Genomic DNA, 14,090 nt, shown 5'->3' with positions numbered 1-14,090 from the left:
CGTCATACTCCTTTGATCCGGTTCATTCCGCAGGGCACTGCGTGGCGAGGACCACCGGCCGGTCGAGGCGCAGGCTCCAGAGCGCAAGCAGCAGCCCGACCGCGGTGATGACGGCGGCAACCAGCGGCAGCGCGCCCAGGCCGAAGCCACGATCGATGGTGACGCCGCCGGCCCAGGCGCCGAGCGCGTTGCCGAGATTGAAGGCCGCGATGTTCAGGCTGGAGGCCAGCGTCCGCCCTTCCACGCCGGCAGCTTCGAGCACGCGAAGCTGCAGCGGCGCGACGGTCGCGAACGCGGCGATGCCGAGCACGAACAACAGGGCGACCGCCAGTGCCTTGATCGAGATCACCGCCGCCAGCGCGACGAGCACGGCGGCGAGGCCGCCGAGCGATACCAGCAGCGCACGCGCAACTCCCTTGTCGGCGAGCCGGCCGCCCGCGACATTGCCGATCGCTAAGCCGGCGCCGAACACCAAGAGGATCGGCGACACCGCGGTGTCGGAAAATCCGGTGAGCCGCGTCAGGATCGGCTGCACATAGGTGAAGACCGCGAACAGCCCGCCGAAGCCGAACACCGTCATGGCAAGCCCGAGCAGGACTTGCGGGCGGCCGAGCACGGCAAGTTCCTCGCGCAGCGGCACCGGCTTGTCGTTGGCTCCGACAAGGCCGGGCACCAGCATCGCCAGCACAACGAAGGCGATCACGCCGATCACCGCCACCGCCCAGAACGCCGCGCGCCAGCCGAGCATCAGGCCGAACCAGGCGCCGAAGGGAACGCCGAGCAGGGTCGCGACCGTCAGCCCGATGAACATCGTGGCGATCGCCGACGCGCGCTTGTCCTCCGGCACGAGGCTTGTCGCGACCACCGAGCCGACGCCGAAGAAAGTGCCGTGCGCCAGCGACGTCAGAATGCGCGCGGCCATCAGCAGTTCGTAGTTCGGCGCCAGCGCGCAGGCCGCGTTGCCGAGCGTGAAGATCGCCATCAGCGCCAGCAGCACCGCCTTGCGTGGCATCCGCCGCGTGGCCAGCGTCAGGATCGGCGCGCCGACGAACACGCCGAGCGCGTAGCCGGAAATCAACAGCCCCGCCGCGGAGACCGACACGTGCATGTCGGCGGCGACCTGCAGCAACAGCCCCATGATGAGGAATTCGGTGGTGCCGATGCCAAAGGCACCGGCGGTCAAGGCAAGGACTGCAGCAGGCATGTGTCGCTCCGGAGGGTGAGGATTCCGCAATGCGACATAGCGGTCCGGACGAGGAAGGATTAGAATGACCGCAATCCAATCATTTGTGACGTGAATTCAAGATGTCTCGAACAGACACCAACCGCTCCGGGGAGATGGACGTGTTCGTCCGCGTCGTCGATCTCGGCGGCTTCACGGCTGCCGCGAACAGCCTGGGCCTGACGCCGTCGGGCGTCAGCAAGCTGGTCTCCCGGCTCGAGACGCGGCTCGGCACGCGGCTGGTCAACCGCACCACCCGCAAGCTCCAACTCACCGAGGAGGGCCAGGCGTTCTACCAGCGCGCCCAGCGCATCCTTGCCGACATCGACGAGGCTGAACGCGAAGCCGCATCCTGCGTGCCGCGCGGCCATCTCACCGTGAACAGCAACATCCCGTTCGGCATGCTGCATGTAATGCCGCTGCTGCCGCGCTTCATGCGCGAGCATCCCGACATCACGCTCGACATCGTGCTGACCGACACGCTGGTCGATCTGATGCAGGCGCGCGCCGACGTCGCGATCCGCGTCGGCCCGCTCGGCGCATCGCGGCTGATCGCACGCAAGCTCGGCACCAGCCGCATGGTGGTGGTCGCCGCACCGTCCTATCTCGCGCGCTTTGGCACGCCGAAAACCCCGGCGGACCTCGCCGCCCATCGCGGCATCGGCTGGACCTTTCCGCGCAGCATCCGCGGCTGGCCGTTCCGCCGCGCTGAAAAAATCGATGAGGCGCTGCCGCCGCCGGTCGCCCGCGTCAGCGACGGTGAAGCCGCGCGCCAACTCACGCTCGGCGGCATCGGGCTCGGACGGCTGGCGCTGTTCCACATCGGCCCCGATATCGAAGCCGGACGCCTGGTCCCGGTGCTGCAGAACCTCAATCCCGGCGATCGCGAGGACATCCATGCGGTCTATGTCGGCCACGCCGGCCCGCTGCCGGCGCGGGTCCGCGCCTTCATCGATTTTCTTGCACAACACATCCGCATCGGCGATCCGGCGCTGCGGCGTGGCGCGGACGGAAAATGGAAAGTCGTGAGCGGCAAGTGAGCATGCGATGACGGACGAATCCCGCACCTTGCAGACTGTCACCGAATCGATCCGAATCGCCGCGCAGCCAGAACAGGTGTGGGACGCGATTACGGATCCCAGGGCCGGCGAGATATGGCGGAACGCGCATTTCAACACCGATTGGCAGATCGGCGCACCGATCGAGATCGAGGCCGAGATCGGCGCGAAGCGCTATCGCGACAAGGGCCGCGTCCTCCACGTCGAGCCGCCAGCGCTGCTCGCTTACTCCTATTGGTCGCAGGTCTCCGGCCTGCCGGATATTCCGCAATCCTATGCGACGGTCACGATGACGCTCGCGGCCAGCGGCGGCGAGACAATGCTGACCGTCACCCAGCAGGTGCCGCCATCGCCAATCCGCCGCGGGAACGGATGGGAAATCGGCGCAGATTCCGGCGCGAAGCACGTCGCATTCTACTGGCGCATGGCGCTGCCGCGCCTGAAGCAGGCCGTCGAGCAAGGACGTGCCGCGCAATAGCGAGCTCTCGAAAACGCTCTACGTCCGCTTCAGCAAGAAGAGCTGCGTGACATAGGGAAACACCACCTCGTCGGCGTCACCGAGGCCTGCCTCACGCAGGATGGCGTCGGTCTTGTCGCGAAGGGCCGCCTTCTCCGCATCAGGGAGATTGGCGACATAGCTCGTCGACACGACGCGCTCATAGACACCCTGGCGCGCCATCCGATGCGGATGCTCCTGCACGATTTCCCTTTCGAGTGCAAAGCGGGGATCCTGCAAGATCCAGCGCCAGTGCCCGGAGCGTTGCCGGGGTGTGTCTCCCGCGTAGCCTTCAATCATGACCGATAACGCGTCGACCCACGGCGCGCGGTCATCCCTGTTGTTCCAGACCAGCGCAAGCGTACCGCCGGGACGCAACAGTCGTGCGATCTCGGCGACGGATGGCTCGTTGTCGAACCAGTGGAACGCCTGCGCGCAGGTCACGAGATCGACGCTGCCGGTTTCGAGGCCGATCGCATCGGCGCGGGTGTTGACGACCTCGATCCCGGCTTCGTTCGCGAGTTTTGCCGACATCTCGGCGACCGGCTCGATAGCGACCAGTCGCGCCGTCTCGGACAAATGCGGAAGTAGAAGGCGGGTGAACTTGCCGGTTCCGGCTCCGAGATCGACGACGCAGCGCGCGGCCTGCAGCGGCAGCGCGGCGACGATCTCCGCCGGATAGCTGGGGCGGCCCGCCTCATAGGCGGCGACGGCGACGCGATAATTCCTGGCCGTAGGGTTCAGTGACATTGCCGCTTCTCCTGCGAGCCGGGCATCTGCGATGAGATCTGCGGAACGGTATCAAGCTGCGCTGGTACAGAACCGGAAGAGCGCGTCGAGTCAAGATTCGCTGAGGACACCTCTGCGTCAGTGCCAGGCGCCTGGCGTTGCCCCTTGTTGAACAAAGTGCGCGCAGTTTGAATGATCCTGCTTCGGCAAGAATTGATATCGCAACTTTGCACGCTTGTGTTGCATCAACGTCGCAGTTCCCGGTTGCAAGTTGCGGTTGATTGAACCACAGTTCTTGAAAGTGGACGCGGTCTGTTGCGCTTGCGCAGGACAAGCCCGGTGCCTCTTCCGCACCGGTGCAGCCATGCAGCGATCCAGGGCCGTCTTTGTCACGGGTATCGTCTACGCCTTGATCGGCTTGATCCTCGCGGGCGGCGGCATCTGGCTCGCCGCGCTGGGTGGATCCATCTCCCACATTGTCATCGGCGTCGGCATTCTCGCCACGGCTGCGCTCTTGCTGGCGCAGCGACATCAGGCGCTCTGGCTGTTTGCGATCGTGCTGGTCGGCACGCTGGCGTGGGCCGTCTACGAGGTGAAATTCGACTGGTGGCCGCTCGCGGCGCGCGGCGACATCATCTTCCCGATGGCGCTCTGGCTGCTGACACCCGTGATCGTTCGCGGGCTGCAACGAAACGAGCCGGTATCCTACAGGCGTGCGACCGCGCCACTCTGGGTCGGCGTCGTGGCGGCTGCGGCGGTCCTCGTGGCCGGGCTGCTATCGAGCTATCACGACATCAATGGCACGATTGCGGAAGCCGGTCCTGCCGTGCAGCAAAGCGAGGCCGATCCGCAACCGGATGGCGATTGGCGCGCCTATGGACGCACGCAATTTGGACAGCGCTATTCGCCGCTGAAGCAGATCACGCCCGACAATGTCGGCAACCTCAAAGTCGCCTGGACCTTTCGCACCGGCGACGTGTCGACGCCGGAGGATTCGGGCGAGACCACCTTCGAGGTCACCCCGATCAAGGTGCGCGACACGCTCTATCTCTGCTCGCAGCACCAGGTGCTGTTTGCGCTCGATGCCAGGACCGGCACGGAGCGCTGGCGATACGACCCCAAGCTTGTGCACAACAAGACGTTCCAGCACATGACCTGCCGCGGGGTCTCCTATCACGAGACCGCGGCTGGTGCCGTCGACAGCAGCGGCAGTCCGGCGCCGGCCGAATGCCCGCGTCGGATCTTCCTGCCGGTCAATGACGGCCGCATGATCGCGCTCGATGCGGACAGCGGCAAGCTCTGCGATGGCTTTGCCGATCACGGCATCCTCGACCTACAGCAGGGGATGGGGATCAAGACCGCCGGCTTCTTCGAACCGACGTCACCGCCGGTCGTCAGTGACAGGATCCTGGTCGTCGCCGCCGCGGTGATCGACAATTACGGCGTCGAAGTGCCTTCGGGCGTGATCCGCGGCTTCGATGTCTACACCGGCAAACTGGTCTGGGCCTGGGACTCCGCCGCGGCCGACGAGAACGCGCTGCCGTCGCCGACGCGCCATTACACCAACGGCTCGCCGAATTCCTGGATCACGGCCTCGTTCGACCCGAAACTGAATCTGGTCTACATCCCGACCGGCAACAACGGGCCCGACATCTGGGGCGGCAATCGCGATGCGCTGGTCGAGCGCTATTCCAGCTCGATCGTCGCGCTGGATGTCGACACCGGCAAGCGCGCCTGGTCGTACCAGACCGTGCATCACGATCTTTGGGACATGGACGTTCCCTCGCAGCCGAGCCTGGTCGATGTGACGACGGCCAAGGGCGTCGTCCCCGCGATCATCCAGCCGACCAAGGTGGGCAACATCTTCGTGCTCGACCGCAGGACCGGCGAACTGATCGTGCCGGCGCCGGAACGTCCGGTGCCGCAGGGCCCCGCGCCCGGCGACCGCTCCGCACCGACCCAGCCGTTTTCCGAGCTGACATTCCGACCGGAGGCAAAGCTGACCGGCGCCGACATGTGGGGCGGCACGATCTTCGATCAGCTGCTGTGTCGGATCATGTTCCACCGCTTGCGCTACGAGGGCACGTTCACGCCGCCCTCGTTGCAGGGCACGCTGGTCTTCCCGGGCAATCTCGGCATGTTCGAATGGGGCGGCATCGCGGTCGATCCTGTCAGGCAGATCGCCATCGCCAATCCGATGTCGCTGCCTTTCGTCTCAAGACTCGTTCCGCGCGGCCCGCAGAATCCCCCGGCACCGACCGCCGAGAAGCCGGTCGGCAGCGAGGTCGGGACGCAGCCGATGTACGGCACGCCGTTCGGGGTGGACATCTCGAGCTTCCTCTCGCCGCTCTCCGTGCCGTGCTACCGGCCGCCATGGGGCTCGATGGCAGCGATCGATCTCCGGACGATGAAGATCGTCTGGCAGCATCCCAACGGCACGATCAGGGACACCACGCCGCTGCCGCTTCCGTTCAAAATGGGCGTGCCGATGCTGGGCGGGCCGATCACCACCGCCGGCGGCGTCGCGTTCTACACTGGGACCTATGAGTACACGATCCGGGCTTACGACGTGCGCGACGGCAAGGTGCTCTGGGAAGATCGCCTGCCTGCCGGCGCCCAATCGACGCCGATGAGCTACGAGGTCGGCGGCAAGCAGTACGTCGTCACCGCGGCCGGCGGCCACGGCTCGTTCGGCACCAAGCGGGGCGATTATGTCATCGCCTACGCACTGAAGGATTGAGTTGCTTCATCGAGGCCGTAATCTTTCTTCTCCTTCTCCTCTGAAAGGGGGAAGGTCGGGATGGGGTCCAGCAGCAGGCGATGCTTCCTGAGGAGAGAGTGGATCCCCACCCGCTTTGCTCTGGCGCGCAAAGCGACCTCCCCTTTGCAAGTGGAGGTGGAACTGGCCCAACCCGGATAGCGTCCGGAAGGGTTGGCAAGACCGGCCAAAGCCGCTAAAGGTCCGCCCCCTTTCACAGACAATCCGAGCATGACATGACGAGCGCCCCGCCCGCCGTCTCGATTGGTGTCGATTTTGGCACCAGCAACACCGTGGTTGCGCTGTCCGATGGCGACGGCCGCGTCGAGGCGATCCGCTTCGACCATGGCGGCCGGACGCATAGCGTCTATGTCTCCGCGCTGTGCTTCTGGGAGGACCGGCCCGGCGCCAGCCTGCATCCGCGCGCCGAGGGCGGCCCGTGGGCGATCGAGCAGTTCCTCGAGGGACGCACGATCCATCGCTTCATCCAGTCGTTCAAGACCTTTGCGGCAAGCTCGGCGTTCAACACCACCCAGATCTTCCGGCAGCGCTACAAGTTCGAGGATTTGCTCGCGGCGTTCCTGCGCACGCTGACCCGCCATGCCGGCGAAGGCTTCGACCTCGGCGCGCCGACCATCATGGTCGGCCGCCCGGTGAAGTTTGCCGGCGGCAATCCCAATGACGAACTCGCCATGCAGCGCTACCGGGCCGCGTTCGAGCGGCTCGGCGCCGGCCACGCGCGCTATGTCTACGAGCCGGTCGGCGCGGCGTTCTCCTTCGCGCGCAGCCTCGATCACGATGCGACCGTGCTGGTCGCCGATTTCGGCGGCGGCACCAGCGACTTCTCCGTGATGCGCTTCTCGCGCAAGGGCGGCGTGCTGCGCGCCGAGCCGCTGGGACATTCCGGCATCGGCATCGCCGGCGACACCTTCGACTACCGCATCGTCGACCACGTCGTCTCGCCGCGGCTCGGCAAGGGCACCAACTACCGCTCGTTCGACAAGGTGCTGCCGATCCCCAATCACTATTATTCGAGCCTCGCGCGCTGGCATCAGCTCGCGATGATGAGAGGCAATGGCGATCTGCGCGAGTTGCAGCAGCTCGCGCGCACCGCGATCGATCCGGCGCCGCTGCACGACTTCATCACCATCGTCGACCATGATCTCGGCTTTGCGCTGTACCGCGCCGTGTCCGACACCAAGGTCGCGCTGTCGAGCCGCGACCGCGTCGAGTTCCGCTTTGCCCGCGCAGGCATCGATATCGGCGCGACCGTGACGCGCGACGATTTCGAATCCTGGATCGCCGACGACATCGAGCGGCTGGGCGCAACGGTGGACGAGGCGCTGGCAAAGTCGGGCATTACCGCGCGCGACGTGGAGAAGGTATTCCTGACCGGCGGCACCTCGTTCGTGCCGGCGGTGCAGCGCCTGTTCGCCGAGCGTTTCGGCGAAGCGCGGCTGACCTCGGCGGACCAATTCGAATCGATCGCCTATGGCCTCGCGCTGATCGGCCGCACGCCTGATCCCGACCGCTGGACATTCGCCGAAGCGGCGTGACGAAGAGCGTCGTGCCTTGATCGGGGCTCAATAGACGATTACATCTGTTCAGTCATCAATTCGAGAGGATGCCGACAGCCATGGATTTCATCCGGACAGCAATGCCCATCAGCCTTGCCCACGGGGATATCCATTGCCATGACTGCATCGATCACGCTCTCCCATCTGACCCTGTCCGCGCCTGACGGCCGGGTTCTCCTTTCCAATATCGATCTCAGTTTCGGACCCGAACGGACCGGCCTTGTCGGCAGGAACGGCGTCGGGAAGACGACGCTGCTCGGCCTGATCGCAGGCGCGCGCGCGCCGCAATCCGGCACGGTCTCGGTTCAGGGACGCGTCGCGATGCTGCATCAGACGGTTCAGGTGCAGCCGGAAGAAGGCGTCGTCGACCTGTTCGGCGCGCGCGGTGCGCTGGCCGCGTTGCGCCGGGCCGAACAGGGCCTTGCGAGCACTGAAGAGCTTGCGGATATCGACTGGACGCTCGACACGCGCATCGCATCCACGCTCGCGCGCGTCGGACTGAGCGATGTTCTGGAAGCCCCGCTGGCGACGCTGTCCGGCGGACAGGCCACCAGGGCGCGCCTCGCCGCACTGACATTCGCGCAACCTGACTTTTTGCTGCTGGATGAACCCACCAACAATCTCGACCGCGCGGGACGCCAGGCGGTGATCGACCTGCTCGCCGACTGGCGGCACGGCGCCATCATCGTCAGCCATGACCGTGAGCTGCTGGAGACCATGGATGCGATCGTTGAACTGACCTCACTGGAGGCCCGACGCTACGGCGGCAATTGGAGCCAGTACCGTGCGCGCAAGGCCATCGAGCTGTCGGCAGCACGGCACGATCTGGCCGATGCCGAGAAGCGCGTCGCCGAGATCGACCGCAGGGCGAGGGAAACGTCCGAACGGCAGGCGCGCAAGGACGGCGCCGGCGCGAAGAAGCGCGCCAAGGGCGGTCTGCCGCGCATCGCCGCCGGGCTGCGCAAGGATCGCAGCGAGGACACCGGCGGCGAGAATGCCCGTCTCGCCGAGCGGCGGCGGACGCAAGCGCTCGAATTGGCCACCGCGGCGCGCCAGCGCATCGAGGTGCTGCAACCGTTCTCGGTGCAGCTGCCGTCGACGCAGCTGCCGGCGGGGCGGATGGTGCTGCGGATCGAAGGTGCCGATGCCGGCTACAGCGCGGGCGCGCCGATCCTGCGCGATCTCACCTTCTCCATGTCGGGTCCGGAGCGCGTCGCGATCACAGGTCCCAACGGCGCCGGCAAGACGACGCTGCTCAAGCTCGTCAGCGGCGATCTGACCCCGGCGCGCGGCAGCGTCGAGGTGATGACCCGCTTTGCGATATTCGATCAGGCGGTCAGCCTGCTCGATGCGTCCGTGTCCATCCTGGATAATTTCCGGCGCATCAATCCGGATGCCAATGAGAACGCCTGCCGCGCCGCGCTGGCGCGTTTCATGTTTCGCGCCGATGCAGCGCTGCAGAGCGTCGCGAGCCTCAGCGGCGGCCAGTTGCTCCGCGCCGGCCTGGCCTGTGTGCTGGGTGGCGTGAGCCCGCCGCCGCTCCTGATCCTCGACGAACCGACCAATCACCTCGACATCGAATCGATGGAAGCGGTCGAGGCCGGACTGCGCGCCTATGACGGCGCGCTGCTGGTGGTCAGCCACGACGAGACCTTCCTCGAGGCGATCGCAATCACCCGCAGGTTGGATCTCGCTTCGTGGCGGTGATGCGGAGATTTGGAGGAATTGCCATCACGATCAATGCTTCGAGCGACGAAGGTTGGTCAGGAAGTGAACAGCCGAGCACGCGTCGCCTTGGGGCAGGTTGTAGGCGCGGTGCTCGGCTGTCGGGCCGCGCGGCGGTGCGGCCATCCGCCAGCCACGCTCACCCCGTGAGCGAGGCCGTCGGAACCAAATCTCGTCTGTTGCTAAATCCGCGCCGTCGAATGGAGTGCGTTTCTCCAGAGGGCAAATGCGACGAAGCCTGCCAGCAGCAAAAAGCCGCCACCGGCCGCGATCAAGAAATGCGCGAACGTCATCTTGGAAATCCCAATTGAGAAGCTTCATGCGGCGCGACATGCACCGCAACCTGGCAATCAAATGCACTTCAGAATTGATTTGCCCCGCCGGCCGCAACCGGACGGCCCGAAAGGTGGCTGGCACTGCGCTCTGCCCACCCCTTCGATTCCAGAGAGGTCGTCAAGCCACTCGGCTGTCGCCTCTCATCGTGCGGTTCGTCACGCCGCTCAACTGTCACGAGGATAATCGATAAAATTTTATCGACAATCGAAACAGAAAATTAAGGTTACCGACGCGCGGCTGGTTGTCAGCCACGATGAAGCCTCCCTCGAGGCGATCGCGGTCACCCGCAGGATCGAGCTCGGCGCCTATACCCGGTGACGACAGATCGGATCGTCGGGGTCATCCCTTGGCAAGGGTCGATCGCGCCCGGCTGCCACGGCGCTCCCGCCAAAATATCGAAAACAACCCCATGCAAAGTAGCCAGCAGCCACCGCTCCAGCCTGAGTGGCTGTCAATTGGAGCAACATCCTCCGGACGAAGGCTCGGGGGCATGTCACGTTCGACGCGCTGCCTTGTCCCAGCTTCTGCAATGGCAGCAGCAGAGGACACCATGCATCATACTGGATGGCCTTGGCGGGATCGGATCTGTTCGTGGATGGCGGGCCACGAACAACCGCCGTATGCTACCGGAAGCCACGGCACGCTGGAATTAGAGAATATACGACCGCCTACGATCTGGCGCCCGCACAGGGGGCAGTTTCAGACGTCGCGGAGCACGGCCGGATTATTCCATTAGAGGTCATCGCACCCACACGAGAGCCGCCTGACGTGTCCAGGAAATATCGTGCTCGCAACTAAGCTCCAATGGCTTGCTCGTAGATATCTTCCTCCTGGGCATTATGGATACGCACAAGCGCTTCAATTCCCTCAATGACGCGCTGCGCGTCCCTAATCAGGTAATGGTCCGTATCCGGAGGAGTGAGGCCATCGGCGAGCCGACGCAGAAGTCGCGCCATGTGTATAATCTCGCGGTGCGCTCGGCTCATTGCCCCTAGCCCGTGGCGATTTCCCAAAAATTTAGCGACGCGCGGATACACGACACTTTCATCGTCGCGCTCATGTTCGGCGATCTGCCTCGAAACGATATCGTCAGCTTCGGAAATCAGCGTCACCGCTCCCGCTCCCTCAACGGCATCAAGCGCATCCGCAATCTCTCTCAGCCGGTCGAGCGTCGGCTCCATTCGCTCGTGGTCCTGGCGCAGCGCTGTAGCTGCAGCCGCCGGCATTTTTTTATGACCAAACTCGTGGCCGGAAGTCAGCGCGCGCAACGCATTGAGGATCACCGCAACATCGATGGCTTCCTGCGTCAAAGCGCCTGCGATTGGCGGCAACAGGCCGACGGCGGCAAAGCACATTGCCAATCCAGAGAGTGCCATTCCGCAAACTATGCTCTGCAGCGCGATGCCGCGGGTACGCCGTGCGATGGCGACGGCATCGGAAACTCGATCGAGACGATCGACGAGAATTACAACATCGGCTGCTTCCGACGAAGCACTTGCACCGCGGGCCCCCATGGCGATGCCGACGTTAGCTGCCGCCAACGCAGGCGCATCATTGATACCGTCACCGACCATCACGGTGGGGCTTTGGCGCTGCTCGGTTGCGACGGCATCGACCTTGTCGGCCGGCTCCCGTTCAGCAAGAACCGCATCGAGATCAAGCGCGGCGCCGATAGTCTCAGCGGCGTCTGCTCGATCGCCCGTCACCATGACGATCCGCGCAACTCCGGCCGCTCGCAGCGATTGTACGGCGCGCGGCGTCTCGCGTCGAAGCTCGTCAGCGAGCAATACTGCGCCGATTGTGCGTCCACCTACGGCCACAAATACACTCAGCGCGGAGCGCCATGTCGCACGTCTCAGGGCCCGAGACGCCCAGGTCTCCGGCTTGCGAGCCCCATGGACCATTTGATACGAGCCCACTCGAACAGTCTGTCCGTCAACCACACCTTCCAAACCAGAGCCCATGGTCTCTCGGACTTCGGATGGAATAGTGAGCTTGAGCCCCTTCCCCATGGCCGCTTCGACGATCGCCGCAGCGACTACATGATGTGAGGCTTGTTCCAAGGAACCTGCGATCCGCAGAACTTCGTCAGCGCTTTGGGCGGGAGCGACCTCGATTGCAACGAGCCGCGCCCCGCCGACCGTCAGCGTACCCGTCTTATCGAACATCACCGTATGAGTGCGAGCGAGCGCTTCGAGCGGCCCACTGCCCTTGATGAGAATTCCGCGCTTTGCGGCCTGTGCGACCCCCGAGATGAAGGCGACCGGCGCCGCCAGAATAAGCGGGCATGGCGTTGCTGCAACCAGCACGGCAAGTCCGCGGACAGGATCGTTAGAGAAGAACCAGGCGCCGCCAGCAATTGCCAGCGTGATCGGCAAGAGCAGCAGCGCAAAGCGGTCTGCCAGGCGTATGAATGGCGACTTTGCCGTCTGCGCCGCACTGACCATGCGGACAATGCCCGCATAGGTACTTTCGCTTGCCGGGGCGGATGCGCGGAGTTCGAATGTATCTCCAGCGTTGAGCGAGCCGCTTCGAGCGAGTTCACCAGCTTGACGGGAAACCGGAATCGGCTCCCCGGTGAGCGCCGCCTCATCGATCGTGGCCAGTTGGCTGGTTATGAACCCATCGACAGGTATGACCTCGCCTGCGCGAACGAGAATGTAATCACCTACTTCGACTTGCTCGATAGGCACGTCATCGATAATCGAGTCGATGCAACGATGGGCAATTCTTGGTGCTCTATCAATTAACGACCTAAGATCACGCTCAGCCCGTGCGACCGCAAAGTCCTCGAGCAGATTTCCGCCCGCGTACATGATGGCGACGACGATGCCGGCCAAATTCTGACCGAGCACGAGCGCGCCCGACATTGAGACGAAGGCGACCGAATCCACCCCAATACGACCCGCCAAGAAGTCGCGGATCATGGAAATCAACAGACCTATGACCACCGGCAAAGTGCCGGCGCCCCAACACCAATTTGCAACATCGCTCCGCCCGTTGGCCCAAGCCACAACTCCAAAAGCGAGCCCCCCAAGCGCTATCGCAATCAATGCTCGTCGAAACATCCTTTCAGTCAGTAGCCCCGACATCCAAGTGTCCCCCCGGAGGATAGAGCAAGATCATAAATGTTAGCGCCAGACCAATTACGCTGATTGACCGAAATCAATCGTAGTGATTAGCGGAAGTGCGAGTTGAAACTGTATTGCAAGCGGTGCCGGAACGTCGGAGCGGCCCGGACATTTGTTCGGCTTGCACGGAATTAGCCGTCGTCGGGCTACGGTCGAACGGCATTCAATCAGCGGAGGCGCGCCATGCCGGGGCCACCTCTATGGGGGCAGGGGCTCTCTTAATTTTCTTCTACGGGTTCGTGATCTTCGGTGGCATCATCATTTTTTATGTTTTCTTGAACGTCGCTGTTGAGCGCGCACCAGGCACTCTAACGGCCTTCTTCATCATTGGCTTGCTCATCACCTATGTCGCCTTTCGGTGATCGAGCCCACGGCCTTACCGCTCTGGGTCAAACTCGGATGATCGTGACTTGTCTGCTTCTCCCCCGACACCGGACTTTCGATAGCTAACGCAGCACTTCCGAAAAGGGCCATCAAGCGACATGGCAAGCTTGATCTGATAAAGAAAGAGCCCGCCAACTGAAGCGGCCTCACGGAATCGGAGTAGTCGCGGGATGTGGCGACAGGTGAGCCGCTCGGCTGGCTGTTAGGTGCAGCGACCGGACGATGCTAAAGTGAATGTCCGGGCGCGGCCTACTTAGGTGGCACCGCAGATTGGAGTCGGCCTTAGTCATCGTCCCAGGTTCGCTCGTGGCATGCGCTGCACTCGAACATGCGGACGTGCTTGCCAGTGTGGATACTCAGCATGGTCCGGACCAAATCTTGCGGCTTGCCGCATCGACAGGGTTTGGCCGGTTGTTGGTTTTCGATCTCTTGGATTCTCTGCCCGATTGCGCCCATGGACTTGCCCCTCCAGCGAGGCGAGAAATTAAGTTACAAAGTGAACACTTGTTCCTAGGGCGTGGGACAGAATCCACAAAAGACATGGAACGTTCTTGGTTGAGCACTCTGGCCGGTGCCCCGTGATTTCCCTTACGGAGAATCACGTAAGGAACGGCTTGGTGACCCCATAAAATTCCCCTATGGGCGTAAGGTCGATGCCCCCCACTGCAAACGCC

9 protein-coding genes are annotated in these 14,090 nt (G+C 63.9%); 6 read left to right on the top strand and 3 right to left on the bottom strand.

Annotation, left to right across the window (positions count from 1 at the left end; all coding sequences use genetic code 11):
* Nucleotides 1-22: 22 nt before the first annotated feature.
* Nucleotides 23-1,204: an MFS transporter gene (locus HAP47_RS02420; protein ID WP_173639593.1), complete on the bottom strand. Its 1,182-nt coding sequence runs from the start codon at nucleotides 1,202-1,204 to the stop codon at nucleotides 23-25.
* Nucleotides 1,205-1,305: 101 nt separating this feature from the next.
* On the opposite strand from HAP47_RS02420, the gene HAP47_RS02415 reads away from it, so the two are divergent.
* On the top strand, nucleotides 1,306-2,262 hold the full coding sequence (locus tag HAP47_RS02415; protein ID WP_173639594.1) for a LysR family transcriptional regulator: 957 nt from the start codon (nucleotides 1,306-1,308) through the stop codon (nucleotides 2,260-2,262).
* A gap of 7 nt (nucleotides 2,263-2,269) precedes the next feature.
* Nucleotides 2,270-2,758 (top strand): SRPBCC domain-containing protein, encoded by a 489-nt coding sequence (locus tag HAP47_RS02410; protein WP_173639595.1) that lies wholly within the window; start codon nucleotides 2,270-2,272, stop codon nucleotides 2,756-2,758.
* Between the two features lie 18 nt (nucleotides 2,759-2,776).
* Here the strand turns inward: HAP47_RS02410 and HAP47_RS02405 are convergent, their stop codons facing one another.
* The gene (locus HAP47_RS02405) at nucleotides 2,777-3,526 is read right to left on the bottom strand and encodes a class I SAM-dependent methyltransferase (RefSeq protein WP_173639596.1); all 750 of its coding nucleotides are present in this window, start codon (nucleotides 3,524-3,526) and stop codon (nucleotides 2,777-2,779) included.
* A gap of 343 nt (nucleotides 3,527-3,869) precedes the next feature.
* Between HAP47_RS02405 and HAP47_RS02400 the strand changes: the two genes are divergently transcribed.
* The 3 genes from HAP47_RS02400 to HAP47_RS02390 all read left to right on the top strand — a co-directional run bounded on the left by HAP47_RS02400 (nucleotide 3,870) and on the right by HAP47_RS02390 (nucleotide 9,547).
* Complete coding sequence (locus tag HAP47_RS02400; protein ID WP_173639597.1) at nucleotides 3,870-6,245, top strand: glucose/quinate/shikimate family membrane-bound PQQ-dependent dehydrogenase; 2,376 nt, start codon at nucleotides 3,870-3,872, stop codon at nucleotides 6,243-6,245.
* A 254-nt stretch (nucleotides 6,246-6,499) separates the two neighbouring features.
* Nucleotides 6,500-7,819 (top strand): Hsp70 family protein, encoded by a 1,320-nt coding sequence (locus HAP47_RS02395; protein WP_173639598.1) that lies wholly within the window; start codon nucleotides 6,500-6,502, stop codon nucleotides 7,817-7,819.
* 138 nt (nucleotides 7,820-7,957) lie between these two features.
* Nucleotides 7,958-9,547: an ABC-F family ATP-binding cassette domain-containing protein gene (locus HAP47_RS02390; protein WP_173639599.1), complete on the top strand. Its 1,590-nt coding sequence runs from the start codon at nucleotides 7,958-7,960 to the stop codon at nucleotides 9,545-9,547.
* A gap of 1,148 nt (nucleotides 9,548-10,695) precedes the next feature.
* On the opposite strand, the gene HAP47_RS02385 is transcribed toward HAP47_RS02390, so the two are convergent.
* Nucleotides 10,696-12,993 (bottom strand): heavy metal translocating P-type ATPase, encoded by a 2,298-nt coding sequence (locus tag HAP47_RS02385; RefSeq protein WP_173639600.1) that lies wholly within the window; start codon nucleotides 12,991-12,993, stop codon nucleotides 10,696-10,698.
* Nucleotides 12,994-13,088: 95 nt separating this feature from the next.
* Here HAP47_RS02385 and HAP47_RS02380 point away from each other — a divergent pair, with 95 nt between their 5' ends.
* On the top strand, nucleotides 13,089-13,394 hold the full coding sequence (locus HAP47_RS02380) for a hypothetical protein (RefSeq protein WP_173639601.1): 306 nt from the start codon (nucleotides 13,089-13,091) through the stop codon (nucleotides 13,392-13,394).
* Nucleotides 13,395-14,090 lie beyond the last annotated feature (696 nt).

Origin of the sequence: Bradyrhizobium sp. 41S5, from assembly GCF_011516665.3 — a bacterium.
GTDB classification, from domain to species: Bacteria; Pseudomonadota; Alphaproteobacteria; order Rhizobiales; family Xanthobacteraceae; genus Bradyrhizobium; species Bradyrhizobium quebecense.
This window is presented reverse-complemented; position numbering and strand designations above follow the sequence as displayed.